General features: G+C 36.8%; 13 protein-coding genes. 9 read left to right on the forward strand and 4 right to left on the reverse strand.

The window, feature by feature from the left end:
* Nucleotides 1–5: 5 nt before the first annotated feature.
* Nucleotides 6–920 carry a gliding motility protein GldN gene (gldN, locus tag HDC90_RS08580; protein WP_184465549.1) on the forward strand — a complete coding sequence of 305 codons (915 nt, stop codon included), beginning with the start codon at nucleotides 6–8 and terminating at the stop codon, nucleotides 918–920.
* A gap of 104 nt (nucleotides 921–1,024) precedes the next feature.
* On the opposite strand, the gene uvrC is transcribed toward gldN, so the two are convergent.
* From uvrC to HDC90_RS08595, 3 genes are all read right to left on the reverse strand, one after another.
* Nucleotides 1,025–2,827, reverse strand: coding sequence for an excinuclease ABC subunit UvrC (uvrC, locus tag HDC90_RS08585; RefSeq protein ID WP_184465550.1), 1,803 nt, complete (start codon nucleotides 2,825–2,827; stop codon nucleotides 1,025–1,027).
* Between the two features lie 192 nt (nucleotides 2,828–3,019).
* Nucleotides 3,020–5,239 (reverse strand): transglycosylase domain-containing protein, encoded by a 2,220-nt coding sequence (locus tag HDC90_RS08590; RefSeq protein WP_184465551.1) that lies wholly within the window; start codon nucleotides 5,237–5,239, stop codon nucleotides 3,020–3,022.
* 227 nt (nucleotides 5,240–5,466) lie between these two features.
* A complete protein-coding gene (locus tag HDC90_RS08595) occupies nucleotides 5,467–8,235 on the reverse strand; it encodes a gliding motility protein (protein WP_184465552.1) in 2,769 nt (922 codons plus the stop codon).
* A gap of 110 nt (nucleotides 8,236–8,345) precedes the next feature.
* On the opposite strand from HDC90_RS08595, the gene HDC90_RS08600 reads away from it, so the two are divergent.
* The 8 genes from HDC90_RS08600 (at nucleotide 8,346) to atpG (ending at nucleotide 14,547) form a co-directional block, all read left to right on the forward strand.
* Nucleotides 8,346–8,570 (forward strand): AtpZ/AtpI family protein, encoded by a 225-nt coding sequence (locus HDC90_RS08600; RefSeq protein WP_184465553.1) that lies wholly within the window; start codon nucleotides 8,346–8,348, stop codon nucleotides 8,568–8,570.
* A gap of 208 nt (nucleotides 8,571–8,778) precedes the next feature.
* Nucleotides 8,779–9,168, forward strand: a complete 390-nt coding sequence (locus HDC90_RS08605) for a hypothetical protein (protein ID WP_221451818.1) — start codon at nucleotides 8,779–8,781, stop codon at nucleotides 9,166–9,168.
* A 14-nt stretch (nucleotides 9,169–9,182) separates the two neighbouring features.
* Nucleotides 9,183–10,355, forward strand: a complete 1,173-nt coding sequence (gene atpB / locus HDC90_RS08610; RefSeq protein WP_184465554.1) for a F0F1 ATP synthase subunit A — start codon at nucleotides 9,183–9,185, stop codon at nucleotides 10,353–10,355.
* A 42-nt stretch (nucleotides 10,356–10,397) separates the two neighbouring features.
* The gene (gene atpE / locus HDC90_RS08615) at nucleotides 10,398–10,613 is read left to right on the forward strand and encodes an ATP synthase F0 subunit C (protein ID WP_113947677.1); all 216 of its coding nucleotides are present in this window, start codon (nucleotides 10,398–10,400) and stop codon (nucleotides 10,611–10,613) included.
* Nucleotides 10,614–10,700: 87 nt separating this feature from the next.
* The gene (locus HDC90_RS08620; protein ID WP_184465555.1) at nucleotides 10,701–11,195 is read left to right on the forward strand and encodes a F0F1 ATP synthase subunit B; all 495 of its coding nucleotides are present in this window, start codon (nucleotides 10,701–10,703) and stop codon (nucleotides 11,193–11,195) included.
* 117 nt (nucleotides 11,196–11,312) lie between these two features.
* Entirely contained in the window at nucleotides 11,313–11,852 is a 540-nt protein-coding gene (gene atpH, locus HDC90_RS08625) for an ATP synthase F1 subunit delta (RefSeq protein ID WP_184465556.1), read from the forward strand.
* 141 nt (nucleotides 11,853–11,993) lie between these two features.
* Nucleotides 11,994–13,568, forward strand: coding sequence for a F0F1 ATP synthase subunit alpha (gene atpA, locus HDC90_RS08630; RefSeq protein ID WP_184465557.1), 1,575 nt, complete (start codon nucleotides 11,994–11,996; stop codon nucleotides 13,566–13,568).
* Between the two features lie 82 nt (nucleotides 13,569–13,650).
* Entirely contained in the window at nucleotides 13,651–14,547 is an 897-nt protein-coding gene (gene atpG, locus HDC90_RS08635; RefSeq protein ID WP_184465558.1) for an ATP synthase F1 subunit gamma, read from the forward strand.
* 337 nt (nucleotides 14,548–14,884) lie between these two features.
* Here atpG and HDC90_RS08640 read toward each other — a convergent pair whose 3' ends face one another.
* Entirely contained in the window at nucleotides 14,885–15,592 is a 708-nt protein-coding gene (locus HDC90_RS08640; protein WP_184465559.1) for a hypothetical protein, read from the reverse strand.
* Between the last annotated feature and the right edge of the window lie 238 nt (nucleotides 15,593–15,830).

Genomic DNA, 15,830 nt, shown 5'->3' on the forward strand with positions numbered 1-15,830 from the left:
AGAAGATGAAAAGGATTTTAAGTATTGGCATTTTAGTTTTGTTAACCACATTTGCTTTTGCACAAAAAAAGCCAACCAAGTTAGCACCAAAGAAAGCTGCACCAGTAGTTGCCGCACCTCCTGTGGCAGATACGGTTAAAGCGCCTGTTAAAACAGCTAAAAAGAAGCTTAAGGTACCACCTAAAGATGGTTTCTATGCCCGTAAGGATATTGATAGTACTGAGATGGTTCCCTTGGCTGATGTGAGAGAGGAAGATGTTTTTTATGCAAAACGGATCTGGAGAGAGATTGATTTACGTGATACAGTTAACTCAGTCTTAAAATCGCCTAAATCGCGACTAATTGATGTACTAATTGCGGCAATTAAGAAAGACGAATTAACGGCATACTCGCCAATTGATAGTGCACTGAACGAAGATGATGCTTTTCTTAATCCAATGTCGGCAGATTCTGCTTCTAAATCGGCTTTGGGAACAGCAGAGGTTTCGAACAATAAAACCGGAACGGTTACTACTGTAGTAAATGATTTTAACCCAGAGTTATTCTTGAAATTCAGAATTAAGGAAGACTGGATTTTCGATACCAAACGTTCTGTTTTCGAACCGCGCATTGTAGGTATTGCACCATTAAAATACAATGAAGTTTCTAAACAATGGCAACCGGTATTTTGGGTGTATTATCCAGAGGCAAGAGAAATTTTAACGAAGAAACGTTTAATTAATACCAATAACGATGCTTCTTCTTTGAGTTTTGATGATTTCTTTATCCGCCGCTTATTTAGCAGCTATATTGTAAAAGAGTCAAATCCTGGAGACAATAAAATCAGAGATATTATTGCCGATCCTAGAGAAAGGTTGTACGAATCAGAAAGGATTAAAAAATCTGTTCTTGATTACGAACAAGGTCTTTGGGAATACTAGCCTTATTAAAAGGCTTCGATTTTATCGGAGCCTTTTTTGCTATATCGTTATTTTTACTGTGGTCTTCCGAAAGAACTCCTTCGGAGGAGAAATCTTAATTCCTCTTATTCCTGGCTAAAATAAGCTTGAAGCATAATTATCTGTTTTTTATTCAATACTTCGGCCAGCTCTTTTTCTGTTGCTTCTTTAATCTTTTTAACCGATTTAAAATGGGTTAGCAATTTATCGGCAGTAGTTTTACCGATACCTTCAATCTGTTCGAGTTCTGTTTTAAGTGTCCCTTGGTCGCGTTTCTTACGGTGAAAGGTAATTCCAAAACGGTGGGCCTCATCACGTAACTGTTGTATTACTTTTAAGGTTTCCGATTTTTTATCCAGATACAAAGGATAGGAATCACCTGGATAGAACAGTTCTTCCAAGCGTTTAGCAATGCCAATTACAGTAACTTTATTTTCTATGCCTAATAACTTCAAACTCTTCACAGCCGACGAAAGCTGTCCTTTACCGCCATCAATGATAATGAGTTGAGGTAAGGTCTGGTTTTCATCTAACATTCTCTTATAACGACGGAAAACGGCCTCTTCCATAGTGGCAAAGTCGTTAGGCCCCTCAACTGTTTTCACATTAAAGTGGCGGTAGTCCTTTTTAGAAGGTTTAGCATCTTTAAAAACAACTATTGCCGAAACCGGGTATTTTCCTTGAAAGTTGGAGTTATCAAAACATTCTATGTGTTTTGGAAGCTGCGTTAAACGCAGGTCCTTCTGCATGGTAGTTAAAATTCGATCGGTGCGTAAATCTGGATTTAACTTTTCGTATTGATTTAGTTTCTCTTTTTTGAAGAATAATACATTTTTCTGCGAAAGTTCTAATAGTTTTTTCTTTTCGCCCAGCTTGGGTACTGTAAATTTTAAACTTTCATCTTCCAATGAAGGTTCAAAAGGAACAATAATTTCTTTTGATGTACTGCTGAATTTTGTTCTGAACTCTAACATCGCCAGGGTTAAAATCTCATCGTCGCTCTCATCCAGTTGTTTTTTAACCTCAATAGTCTGCGTTTGGATAATCGTTCCGTTCATCACCTTTAGGTAATTTACAAAAGCATAACGCTCATCTGATGCAATGCTCACAACATCTACATTGGTAATGGCGCTATTTACTACGGTCGATTTGCTCTGGTATTTTTCCAGTACTTCCAATCTCCTTGCGTATTGATGCGCCAGTTCGAAATTCAGGTTTTCTGATGCCGATTTAATAATCCCTTTAACCTCGCGGATTACATTTCCGATTTTACCATTCAGGATTTCTTTGATCTCGCCTATGTTTTTATCGTAGTCGGTTTCGGTCTGGTAATTTTGACAAGGACCCTTGCAGTTGCCAATCTGATACTCTAAACAAACTTTAAATTTTCCTTCAGCTATATTTTTCTCTGTTAAGGGCAAACTGCAGGTGCGCAGCGGATAGGTTTCCTTAATCAGATCCAAAATAGTATGCATCATGCCTATCGAACCATAAGGACCAAAATAGGTAGAGCCATCTTTAATCACTTTCCTCGTCCAGTAAATCCGGGGATAATTCTCATTTTTAACAATAATCCAGGGATACGTTTTGTCGTCCTTTAGGTTAATGTTAAATTTAGGCTGATGTTTTTTAATTAAACTATTTTCGAGTAGCCAGGCATCAATTTCTGTATCAACAATTGTGAAAGTAATTTTACGGATCTTGGATACCAGTACCCGTGTTTTACCATTGAACTGGTTTCTGTCGCTATTAAAATAAGAACCTACGCGGTTGCGGAGGTCTTTCGCCTTTCCAATATACATGAGCTTCCCATCAGCATCCCAATATTGGTAAACACCGGGTTTATGTGGAATTGCGGTTAATGCTGCTTTATGGTCGAAACTGCTCATTATTAACAAAAATAATATTCGAGATGGAAATTTTGATTAAATGTTCCGATTTGCTGTATTTATAATTTGGGCGTGCCCCTAAGCTGCGCAAAGGGTCAGGCTATCCGTTACAATCTTTTGTTGCGTTTCGGCTGCGCTCAACTTTGCAACAAAAGGATTTTCACTGCTATCCTTCACGCAAAATCCAGTATATTAAAACCCTAGCTTCTCATCCAGTTCGCTGCTGCCTTCTTCCTGTTGCTGGTATTGGTTACAATCGTAAGTAATCGAAACACCAGATTTTGGTGCCTCAAAATCAGCATGACTAATTTTTAAGGCAGGATTGGCATATACTCTTTTGATAAAACCTGCAAAAATTGGTAGTGCGGTATTGGCACCTTCACCCTGGTTGGTACTGATAAAGTGGAATGCCCTATCTTCGCAACCAGTCCAGATACCTGTTACCAATTGTGGTGTAATGGCCATAAACCAACCATCTGAGTTATTTTGAGTGGTGCCTGTTTTGGCACCTATCGGTGCATTTACATGGTATTTATAATTCAACCTCGATCCGGTTCCGTTGATTACTACTCCCTTTAGCATTCTGGTCATTACATAGGCTACTTCCTCACTCATAATTGGTTTTGGTATTTCCTTTTGAGAAAACAATACTACACCATTTTTATCTTCAATTCTTAATAAATAAATCGGTTTGGTGTAAGTTCCTTTATTGGCGAAAGCACCATAAGCACCCACCATATTATAAACTGATGAATCGAATGTTCCCAAACAAATAGATGGGAATGCCGGAACATTAGGGATGCCCATTTTGGTAGCTAAAGTAGATACGGCAACCGGACCAACCTGTTTCATTAAATAAGCGGTGACATAATTTTGAGAGTAAGCCAGGGCTTTTTGTAAGGTAATGCTTCCCGGTAATGGTTTACCAGAATTTCTAGGCGTCCACGGTTCGCCATAACCTTCTATCGTTACTGGTACATTTGGTACGGTGTAACATGGCGAATAACCATTTTCAATGGCTACGGCATAGGTAAATGGTTTTGCTGTCGATCCTACCTGCCTGGTTCCCATTTTAACCTGGTCGTATTTAAAATGCTCATAATTAATCCCCCCAACCCATGCTTTTACATGTCCGTTTGTTGGATCCATCGTCATCATGGCATTGCGTAAAAGCATTTTGTAATAACGAACAGAATCAATCGGTTTCATTACCGTATCAATATTACCCTTCCAGGTAAAAATGGTCATTTCGGTTTTGGTGTTAAAATCGTCTTTAATTTCATCTTCCGATTTACCTTCCAGTTTTAACGATTTATAACGGTCTGATCGTTTAATGCCCTGTTCAATCTGTAAAGCTTTGTCCTTAAAAGGATTTCTGCCTTTCCAGCTGGCAATAAACTGTGCCTGTAGAATTTTCATGTATTCCTTTTGTGCTTCTTCGGCATATACCTGCATGTCGTAGTTCAACGTGGTATAAATTTTCAAACCATCGCGGTCTAAATCGTAAGGTGTACCATCTGGTTTGGTAATCGATTGCTCCTGAAAAATATTTTTGATATCATTTTTCAACACCGAACGGAAATATGGTGCAATACCATCGTTAACGGTTGCGGCGTTAAAATGCAGGTTTAAAGGTTTGTCTTTTTCTTCATCAAATTGTTGCTGAGTTAACAGATCAGATTTAACCATCATGGCCATTACGGTGTTCCTGCGGTTTCTGGAGCGCTCAGGGTGGCGTGTTGGCGAATACATGGTGATCCCTTTTTGCATACCCACTAAGGTTGCCGCCTGTGTTAAAGTTAATTTATCGGGCGTGGTATTGAAATAAACCCTTGCTGCCGATTTAATACCATAAGCCTGGTTACCAAAATCGACCGTATTTAAATACATGGTAATAATTTCTTCCTTGGTATAGTTGCGTTCTAATTTAACAGCAACAATCCATTCTTTAAACTTGGTTAATACCAAAGAGAAGAAATTAAGATTCGATTCCCTTGGAAAAAGATTTTTAGCCAATTGCTGGGTAATGGTACTTGCCCCTTGTTTTTTGCCGATTAAATTGTAGCCGATAATAGAAAAAGTACGTTTAAAATCGATACCGGAGTGCTCTTTAAAACGGGTATCTTCTGTTGCAATTAAACCGTTAATTACGTTTTCAGAAATATCTTTATAAGTAACATTCGATCTGTTCTGAACAAAATAAGTTCCTAGCGGACGGCCATCTTCGGCAATAATTTCCGAAGCCTGATTACTTTTCGGGTGTTCAATATCCCTGAAAGAAGGTAGCGCACCAAAAAGGCCCAAACCGATCATCGAAATGAAAATCGCAAATAAGGCTATTCCCCCAATCAGTATTTTCCAGATGATTAAACTATATCTTTTTATTTCTTGTGCAGAAAGAGACTTATTCATTTTTGTGTTGTTATTTTCCAAAACCATTCCAACAAGGGAGGTTTGGATGCAAATTTATTAATTTTTTATAGAATCAAATTTAGGCTATAAAACTTTGGTCATTCTACGACCTAAGACTTTCCAGTTTTTAGCTTTATTTTTCGGTATCTAAGGCATAAGGGCATCAAAGCTTTCCGCTTTAGTCTTTTTGCTTTGGTCTTTAGTCATTAAGCTTTAGTCTTCAGCTTCTATTTATAATTGTCTTTTAAAAACTCCAGATATTCGTTAATACGCGAACGGTCTGTTAGCTTTTCGAAGTTTTCTTTGCTGATGATAAAACCCTTATATAAATTGGCCGGAACTTTCATAATGTTCTTTAATTGGCCGATAATACTTGATTCGTAAATTTTTGCATCTTCAAGATCGACAAAGCTTGTGATGTAAATCAGTTGGTCATTATCCAGTTCTACCAATTTATGTACCAAATCATTATCAGGATAATTTCCCCGGTTAAACTGGCCTATACCGAAACGTGATGAACTCAAGGTTAAAGTGGCGTCGGCCACGTCGATTACGTAATAATATTCTTCTGATTTTGCTGCACTAAAAATGCTGGCAGGCTTTGTCGGGTCAACTGGCTTAACTTCAACCGGTTTGGCAACAGGGGCAGATTCAACAGCTTTTTTAGTGGCATTATCTGTTACTAGAGGTTTTGTTGGAACGGCAATCGGCGTGGCCTGACTTACAAAACGTGGCGCGTTGGCATCGAAATCGATAAGGGCAAGCGGCCTTTGTTTAAATTCCTCAAGGTTTGCTTCTATGTATTTTAAATGATCACGCACCAATGGGGTAATAATTTTATCGTTTGGATAAAGTGTGGTAATCTGGTTAAATTCGTTAAGCAGGGGATCAATCTTTGCTGTACGGCCAATAGCAATTGCTTTTAAATAGGCGTATTGCGGTGCCAGATCATTATTAGGAAAAGCAGCAATGTTATCATCTGCTTGTTTTACCACATTAGCATAATCTTTTTTTGCATAGGCATCAAAGGCCACATTGTAATTGTTAATAGCAATGTTCTCCATCTGGGTCTGTTTGGCAGAGTAGGATGGATCTAAAATATTCTTCGCAAAATTAGATTCAGGGAATTTTGTGAGTACCAACTGTTTGTACTGATCTGATTTTGCTTCATCAATACCTTTATAATTGAGGTATAAACTGTAATAAATGGCTACCAGGTGATTATTTTCAGGATATCTTTTAATCAATTCGAGATATATCTTGTTTGCTTCTGGTTTATCGTTCAACTCCTGTTGATAAAAGCTGGCAATTTCGAAATAAGCATCAATAATCTTTTGATCAGATGTAGCCAATAATGCTGGTGTGGTAGGCAGGGCGTCTAAAAACTGTTTTTCTAACGACGTCTGTTCAGTAGCTGCCTGATTGGCTGCTCCATTTGCAGGTTTTATTTCAGTAGCTACATTTCCTCCTGCCAAAATCTGGTTGGTTTCCTGAGCAGAAGATCGGGCGCTTTGTCTCCAGTTATCTTCCAGCTGCCTATTGCCCCAACGTTTCTTAAAATCACCAAAGCCATTGCTTATTGCTGCGTTATTATTGAAATAAAAAGTGTTTCCTACTGCATTATTATTTGCCGCATTTAAGCTCCGGTTAGGAAAATCAGGATCATTTAAAAGCTGGTTATTGATTACTCCTCCCGTATTAACTACTTCAACCTTTGGTGTTAAATAAGCTTTTACTTTTGCTTCACGTTGATCTGCAGGAAGTTTTGCAATGGCCTGAGCAGTATCTTCTTTGGCAATAATAGTATATCGATCGGTTAAATATTGAAGATTATTGGCTTTTTTAACAATGTTATCGTAATCAGGAAAATTTTTAGGTAAAATCATTACTGTGCTATCATAGTACAGTTTTGCCTTAATGTAGTTGTTAAACTCTTTAAAGTTTAAATCCGCAATCTTTAAATAAGATAATGCTTTTTGGGTTTGGTTTCTTGTACTCTTTGCAACCGATTTATGGTAGTTTTCTTCGGCTTTTACAAAATTTCCTTCTGCAGAAAAAAGTTCACCAACCTGGTAGTAAATCTGGTCGGTGTAGTCGAAATTTTTATCGTCTTTAAGTAGCGCTAAAAGCTGTTCTTCCTTGTTCAGTTTTACGCCGCTTAATAGTGCTTTTAATTTAATGCGGTTTAAATTGGCATGAAAATACATTTCGAAAGGGGCATTGCTTTTTTCTACTTTGGTGAAGTTAGCATAGGCATCCTGAAGATTTTTTTCTTTTTCCTGTAACTGGGCCAAAATAAAGCGCCAGCGTATACGAAGCTGTTTTTCGGCTGGGAGTGCAATGGCCGACTCTAAAAATAAAATAGCTTCTTTATTGCGCTTCTGGTAAATGCGCATCTGAGCAGCAGTAGCCAAAGGTTCTGCCAGGTCTTTTTTTAATTCATCAGAAGCACGCAACATGGTGTCGAGAATTTTATCGGCCAGTACCATATTGTTTAATTGCATTTGGCTACGAACTTTCCAGTTCATGGCCATAATAAATGTTTTTAAATCGTTGTTATAGGTTTTGGCTGTATAATCAAAGTATTCTGTTGCAATAAAATAGTTGCCTTTTAAGTAATTAGCCTTGCCTAAAAGCATATAGGCATCGTCAATATAATTACTAAAACTTTTATCGTTTATAATAGTTTGTCCTTTGGTAATCACATCATCGAGCTGTTTATTCGCTATTCCTGGTGTAAGCACTAAGTTTACCTGAGGCTCAGGATCGAGATATACAGACAGGGTTTTTTCATAATTATCTGCATAACTTTGCAATAGGCTCTCATTATACTCGGTTAATAAAACATTAGCGTTATAAATATAGTTATACCTTGCCGTTAAGTTCTGAAACCTACGATCTATTGCTGTATCTTTATTTGCGACACAGCCATGTATAAGGAGGGCACTAAAAAAGATGAAGAAGGGATTTAAGTTTTTGTTAGCGTAATTTTTCAAGTATGATAAATCTCTTAGGTGGATATACAATAAACAATATATGTAGAAAAATATTTTATTTGGCAACAAATTTTAATTATTCAAAGTTAATTTAATTATTGCATTAAAAAATGGAAAATCCGAAAGAAGAAGATACAAAGAAAAAGGTAAATGCCGCCGCTAAATATTCTGCTATAGGCTTCCAAATGATTGCTACCATTGGTTTGCTTACTTTTATAGGTTACAAGATCGATGAGCATAGAAACAGTAAAACTAATTTGATTACTGCTGCTTTTGCTTTGGCAGGCGTGGGGATTGCATTATACCAGGCCATTAGGCAGGCTACGAGGGATTAGTTCCTGGTTGGCGGTTATTGGTTTGCAGTTTCAATTGGCAGTTTTCGGTTAACCAAAACCATTAATGAAACAATCTAATATACAGTACTTACCTCAGTTAACCGATTAAACACTTAACCAACCTTCACAATATTTCTCGCCCGAACTAGTTACTTGATATTAAAAACCTTATCTTTGCAGAAGTTTTTATCTGCTAAGAAATTATACATTGACTCTAGCCAAATTTACCAGTATTTATTTCATTTTCGTAGGCCTATTAATAGGTGTAATTGCCGTTTTACCACTCTTATTTCCCAATCAACAATTGTTTGTAAATAACTTTTGGGTGATGTTCGGCTTTTTGGCCGGTATCACTTATGTGGCTTATATGCTGGTTGATATTGGTATAAAACGTGATCCTGAAGTAGGTATTATGGCTATTATGGGATCAATTGCAGTGAAGATGTTATTTTGTATGGCTTTTGTGCTGATATACAGTATAAAAGCAAAGGGAATTGGGCTTGTATTTCTGCTTAATTTTTTTTCTTTATATTTATTGTTTACGGCCTTTGAAATTTACTGTTTGTTACGTAACTTGCGCCACCAAAATTTAAAGTAAAAAACTGCCAATAAATGGATTGTAACCGAGTTTTTGTGTCTAAAGTTAAAAGGCTAACTATTGTTTTTACGCTTTTAATCGCGTTTTTATCTATCAAAATTGATACTTTCGCTCAAGTTGATAGCGCTGTTGTACCTGTTGATAGTGCTGTTGCCGAGTCGGCTCACGCCGTTTCTGGTGAGCACGGAGCTGAAGCCAAACACGGTGAAGAAAAATTCGAACCTACCAAGGTTATTATGGAACACATTGCAGATTCGCATGTGTGGCATCTTTGGGGGCATACATCATTCCCGTTACCAATAATATTATACACTCCTAATGGCTTAGAGGTTTTCTCTTCAGGTCATTTTCACCATGGAGAAGAAGATTATCAAGGTAGTAAATATAAATATCGTTATACTACTGATGCCTCTAAACAAGGGATGGGTCAAAATTTCTTTAATAAAAATATTAAAGTTGTTGGGGCTGACGGTCAGATCGATGAGGTAGCTACAGCTCAACTGATAGATTTTTCGATTACAAAAAATGTTGCAGCATTGTTTTTAGGTGTTGTGCTTTTGCTGATCATATTTATTTCTGTAGCAGGTGCCTATAAAAAACGTGTTGGTAAAGCGCCAAAGGGCTTTCAGTCTTTCTTAGAGCCAATCATGGTATTTGTTAGGGATGATATTGCTAAACCAAACATTGGTCATAAATACGGCAAGTTTTTGCCTTTTCTTTTAAGTGTGTTCTTCTTTATTTTGATTAACAACTTATTGGGGTTAATTCCGATATTCCCTGGGGGTTCTAATGTAACTGGTAATATTGCTGTAACTTTTGTTTTAGCTTTTTTTACTATGATTATTGTTAATATTAACGGTAACAAATATTACTGGAAGCATATTTTATTGCCTGATGTTCCAAAATGGATGTATATTATTATGATTCCGGTTGAGTTGATCGGTGTAATTTCTAAACCATTTGCATTAATGGTTCGTTTATTCGCGAACATTACCGCTGGTCACATTATCGTATTAAGTTTGGTATCATTGATTTTTATTTTCAAAAGTTTCGGAATTGCTCCGGTATCAGTTGCATTCGTTTTATTTATGGATGTATTAGAATTGCTGGTGGCATTTTTACAGGCTTTTATTTTTACATTACTTACTGCCTTGTTTATTGGTATGGCAGTAGAAGAACATCATTAACAGAAAACTATTTTTTACAAATTAATATAAATTAAATTAGTTATGGTAGGTTCAATCGCGGCAATTGGTGCCGGTTTAGCAGTAATCGGTGCTGGTATCGGTATCGGTCAAGTAGGTGGTAAAGCAATGGAAGGTATTGCTCGTCAACCAGAGGCTGCATCAAAAATTCAGACTGCAATGATTATTGCTGCTGCCCTTATTGAGGGTGCTGCTTTATTCGGTGTGGTAGTTGCGTTCTTAGGAAACAATCCAGCGTAATTACACTGAAAAGAAGAAGACTGGAACTTAACGATTGGTTATTTTCCAGTCTTTATTAAAAGATCAAGATTAAAAAAATTAGATAAAATGGAATTAGTTACCCCAAGTATAGGATTGGTTTTCTGGACCTTTGTTGCTTTCTTACTGTTATTATTGTTGCTTAGAAAATTTGCTTGGAACCCAATTATGGGCGCCATTCACGACCGTGAGCAAAGTATTGATGAGGCGCTTAACAAAGCTGAATTAGCAAAACAAGAAATGGCTCGTTTAACCAGCCAAAATCAAGATTTGATGCAACAGGCCCGTGCAGAACGCGATGAGATTTTAAAGGAGGCTAAAACCTTAAAGGATAGTATCTTAAACGAAGCTAAAAAACAAGCTCAGGTTGAAGGTGCTAAATTGATTGAGAAAGCTAAAATCGAGATCGAGAACCAAAAGAAAGCAGCTTTAGCTGAAGTTAAAGACCAGGTTTCTTCATTATCATTAGAAATTGCAGAACGTGTTTTACGTACCCAGTTAGATGATAAAGCAAAACAAGAAACTTTAGTAGCTAACTTGTTAAAAGACGTTGAATTAAACTAGTTGAGAAAATAGATAGGAGATACTAGATTTGAGACACTAGATATGAGACAGGAGGTTACTCTGAATACTCAATCTCACAATCTCACCTCTCACATCTTCCATCTCACACCTAAATATATGTCAGAAATTAAAGTTGCAAGCAGATACGCCAAATCATTAATAGACCTAGCCGTTGAAAACAATGCGCTGGAAGCTTCTTATAATGATATGGTTTTGTTTGAAAAAGTGGTTGATGAAACCCCTGAATTAGAGGCAATATTAAAAAACCCGATTGTACCTTTAGATAAAAAAACGGGTATTTTGAACGGTATTTTTGCTGATAAAGTGAGCAAACTAACGATCTCGTTTTTCAAGATTGTAGTGAACAAAGGCCGTTCGGCGATTTTATTTGCCACCGCAAAACAGTTTGTACAACAATATAACTTAATTAAGGGCATTGTTACTGCTGATGTAACTACTGCAAGTGCATTAAGCCCAGCAGCTAAAGAGCAGATTGTTGCGATTGTAAAAAGAGAATTAAATGCCAACCAGGTTATTGTTAACGAAAAAATTAACGAGAAACTAATTGGTGGTTTTATATTAAAAGTTGGCGATAAGCAATTTGATGCAAGCATCGCCAACGGCTTAAGTAAACTTAAAAAAGAATTTGCGCAGTAAGCGCTAGGCGATAAGCGTATAGCGTTAAAACGCCAGACGCAAAACGCCAAACATGAAGAATATTGCGATAAGCGTATAGCAAATAAATGCCAAGCGCCATGCGCTAAGCAAAAACATTTACAAAAAGATATAATTAAAATTATGGTAGAGGTAAGACCAGACGAAGTATCGGCAATTATCAGACAGCAATTGGCGGGCTTCAAATCAGAAACCGAACTGGAAGAAGTTGGTACCGTGTTGCAAGTGGGCGACGGTATTGCCCGTGTTTACGGTTTAACTAAAGTTCAATCGGGAGAATTAGTTGAATTTGCAAACGGCCTACAAGGTATTGTATTAAACCTTGAAGAAGATAACGTTGGTGTGGTACTTTTAGGTGCTTCAGATGAGATCAAAGAAGGCGATACCATTAAACGTACCAAAAAAATTGCCTCTATTAAAGTTGGTGAAGGTATGCTTGGCCGCGTAGTGAATACTTTAGGTGAGCCTTTAGATGGTAAAGGTCCAATCCTAGGTGAAACTTACGAAATGCCTTTAGAGCGTAAAGCACCAGGTGTAATTTATCGTCAACCGGTAAACGAGCCTTTACAAACTGGTATTAAAGCAATCGATGCAATGATTCCAATCGGTCGTGGTCAACGTGAGTTGGTTATCGGCGACCGTCAGATTGGTAAAACTGCCGTTTGTATCGATACGATTATCAATCAAAAAGAATTTTATGAAGCAGGCCAGCCTGTGTTCTGTATTTATGTAGCTATCGGTCAGAAAAACTCTACTGTAGCTAACATTGTACGTACATTAGAAGAAAACGGTGCTTTACCATATACAGTTGTTGTTGCTGCTTCGGCTGCAGATCCTGCTCCAATGCAGTTTTATGCTCCGTTTGCAGGTGCTGCAATTGGCGAATTTTTCCGTGATACTGGTAAACCAGCTTTAATTGTTTATGATGATTTATCTAAACAAGCTGTAGCTTACCGTGAAGTATCTTTATTACTTCGTCGTCCACCGGGCCGCGAAGCTTATCCAGGTGACGTTTTCTACTTACACAGTCGTTTATTGGAAAGAGCTGCGAAAATCAACGCTAACGATGATATCGCTAAAAACATGAACGATTTACCTGAGTCGATTAAACACATCGTTAAAGGTGGTGGCTCATTAACAGCTTTACCAATTATCGAAACTCAGGCAGGTGACGTATCAGCATATATCCCAACCAACGTAATTTCGATTACCGATGGTCAGATCTTCTTAGAGTCTAACTTGTTTAACTCAGGTATCCGTCCGGCTATTAACGTAGGTATCTCGGTGTCGCGTGTGGGTGGTAACGCGCAGATCAAATCGATGAAAAAAGTAGCAGGTACCTTAAAGTTAGATCAGGCTCAATACCGCGAGTTAGAGGCTTTCTCTAAATTCGGTTCTGACTTAGATGCTGCAACAAAATCAGTATTAGATAAAGGTGCACGTAACGTAGAAATGTTGAAACAGGCACAATTCTCTCCTTTTACAGTTGAGAAACAAGTGGCAATTGTTTACGCAGGTACTAAAAACTTAATGAGAAGTGTTCCGGTTAACAAGGTTAAAGAATTTGAAACTGAATTCTTAACTCAATTGGAATTACGTCATCCAGAAACCTTAGCTGCATTAAAAGCTGGTAAATTTGATGATAACATTACTGGTGTTTTAGATACAGTAGCAAAAGAGATTTCAAGTAAATACTAATTAGATACAAGTAGCGAGTATCAAGTATGAAGAAAGGCAATCCAATCTTGATACTTGATACTTAATACTCGATACTTAAAAAATGGCTAATTTAAAAGAAGTAAGAAACCGGATTGCATCGGTACAATCAACGCAGCAGATTACGAAAGCTATGAAAATGGTTTCGGCAGCAAAGTTGAAACGTGCTACTAATGCAATTATCGCTTTACGTCCTTATGCAACTAAACTGAAAGAGATTTTAGGTAATCTATCGGCAAGTTTAGAAGGGTCTTCATCACCTTTTATCCAAGAGCGTGAGCCCAATAAGGTTTTAATTGTTACCGTATCATCAAACCGCGGTTTGGCTGGTGCCTTTAACATGAACGTAATTAAAGCGGCCAACAATTTAATTGCCGAAAAATATAGCGAACAGTTAAAAAACGGTAATGTGAGCATTATTTCTATCGGTAAGAAAACTCAAGACTTTTATGAAAAACGTAAATACAACGTTATTGGCAACAATAACGAAGTGTATTCGGCTTTAACTTTCGAAAACGTAACCAAAATTACGGATGAGATTATGGCTGGTTTTATTAAAGGTGAGTTTGATAAAGTAGAAGTAGTGTATAACCGTTTTAGAAACGCAGCGGTACAATTTATTACTACGGAGCAGTTGCTACCTCTACCTAAAACCGAAGAAGCCTCAGCTGATCTAAAAGCAGATAAGAAAACAACTAATGTTGATTATATCTTAGAACCTTCTCAAGAAGAAATTGTAGAGCAGTTAATTCCTAAATCAATTAAAATTCAGTTATACAAAGCTGTATTAGATTCTCATGCTTCTGAGCACGGTGCACGTATGACATCGATGGATAAAGCAACTGAAAATGCTGGCGAATTATTGAAAGCCTTAAAACTTTCATACAACCAGGCACGTCAGGCAGCAATTACAACTGAGTTAACTGAGATTGTAAGTGGTGCGGCAGCATTGAATGGATAATAGTTTGCAGTTCTCAGTTTTGAGTTTGCAGTACTAATTGTATAAAATATAAAACCCATTTCTTAATTGAAATGGGTTTTTTTATTCCTTTAGATTTAATAATCCAAAATTATTATGTTTTTTATGGATTGTAATCCATAATTATTATTTTTTAGTGGCTTGGAAGTATAAATGCAGCGAAAACAGAAGAACAAGATACCGTTGCTTTACGCTGGCTTACCCTAATGCAGAAACATTGTTGGTATCAAAAACCGATAGGGGAGGTTTTTTGAATGGTTAATCATTTGTTGATAGAATTAGCTGCCCATTGCTATTTAAGAATGGGCAGCCGAGTTATTTATAAGATTAGATCATATTTACTCATAACCAATCTCAAATATCCATTTTCCAATTTTTTGCTCTCATTCTTTTCGTTGTAAACCATTGCATTAAATTTGGCCTCTATAATATAGGTGCCTGACTTTAATTTCTTTAAGCCCGTAATTTCAAATTTTGAATTCTTTTGAGCATCAGAACTTAATTGTGGAGGTGTTCTAAATGAATCTGAACCATAGGTTTTAAATCCATCAGAGATGCTTATCGCTATACCATTTTGTATATTGTCCCGTCCATAATCCAGTGCATAATTTCTCGTTCCAACTGTAAATAAATCCATAATATCTTTTGGCCTCAAAATGAGTGATTGTAACATCAATGCTTTCTTATAAGTTTTAATAAATATTACATCTACATTTTGTCCATTACCGTAGATGCCATATTTCCTTGTATATAAAACCGAATCTTTGATACCGGATATATAATAAGCGGTTTTGACAATTGAATCTACTTTTGAATACGGTTGTCTATTTTCGGCACTGTAGAAACTGGAGTATTTAGATAACTTATGAGTGATCCCATCAATGCTGTAAGAAATACTATCATGGGCATATTCCAAAGGGTCTTCTTTTTCGATAACTATAGGAGGTTCAATAATCGGGTTATCCTTCTTGCAGGCTGCAAAGAAAAATAGGGCAATAGCTAGCCCTAATAAGCTTTTAGATTTCATAATGTAGTGATTTTATTTGTGTGTACCCAAAACTAATAAATTTCTATAACTAAAAAATTAATAGGTGAATTATTTGCGATTTTTTGCTGTGAATTTATCGTAATATGATTTAAATGATGTTTAAATGAATTCACTGTTGTCCGGTTAAAATTGATTATTGAAGATAAATAAGGCTTATTGGCTAATTAAGGTTGTTTATGTTTTAAAATCTATTTCTAAGGTCCCCGGTTTTAAATGG

The sequence above is a fragment of the Pedobacter sp. AK013 genome (genome assembly GCF_014205835.1).
Taxonomy (GTDB): domain Bacteria; phylum Bacteroidota; class Bacteroidia; order Sphingobacteriales; family Sphingobacteriaceae; genus Pedobacter.

Bases quoted from the DNA above. Each gene is read 5' to 3' on its own strand.
- gldN (WP_184465549.1), top strand. From the start codon at position 6: ATGAAAAGGATTTTAAGTATTGGCATTTTAGTTTTGTTAACCACATTT.
- uvrC (WP_184465550.1), bottom strand. From the start codon at position 2,827: ATGAGCAGTTTCGACCATAAAGCAGCATTAACCGCAATTCCACATAAA.
- HDC90_RS08590 (WP_184465551.1), bottom strand. From the start codon at position 5,239: ATGAATAAGTCTCTTTCTGCACAAGAAATAAAAAGATATAGTTTAATC.
- HDC90_RS08600 (WP_184465553.1), top strand. From the start codon at position 8,346: ATGGAAAATCCGAAAGAAGAAGATACAAAGAAAAAGGTAAATGCCGCC.
- atpB (WP_184465554.1), top strand. From the start codon at position 9,183: ATGGATTGTAACCGAGTTTTTGTGTCTAAAGTTAAAAGGCTAACTATT.
- atpE (WP_113947677.1), top strand. From the start codon at position 10,398: ATGGTAGGTTCAATCGCGGCAATTGGTGCCGGTTTAGCAGTAATCGGT.
- HDC90_RS08620 (WP_184465555.1), top strand. From the start codon at position 10,701: ATGGAATTAGTTACCCCAAGTATAGGATTGGTTTTCTGGACCTTTGTT.
- atpH (WP_184465556.1), top strand. From the start codon at position 11,313: ATGTCAGAAATTAAAGTTGCAAGCAGATACGCCAAATCATTAATAGAC.
- atpA (WP_184465557.1), top strand. From the start codon at position 11,994: ATGGTAGAGGTAAGACCAGACGAAGTATCGGCAATTATCAGACAGCAA.
- atpG (WP_184465558.1), top strand. From the start codon at position 13,651: ATGGCTAATTTAAAAGAAGTAAGAAACCGGATTGCATCGGTACAATCA.
- HDC90_RS08640 (WP_184465559.1), bottom strand. From the start codon at position 15,592: ATGAAATCTAAAAGCTTATTAGGGCTAGCTATTGCCCTATTTTTCTTT.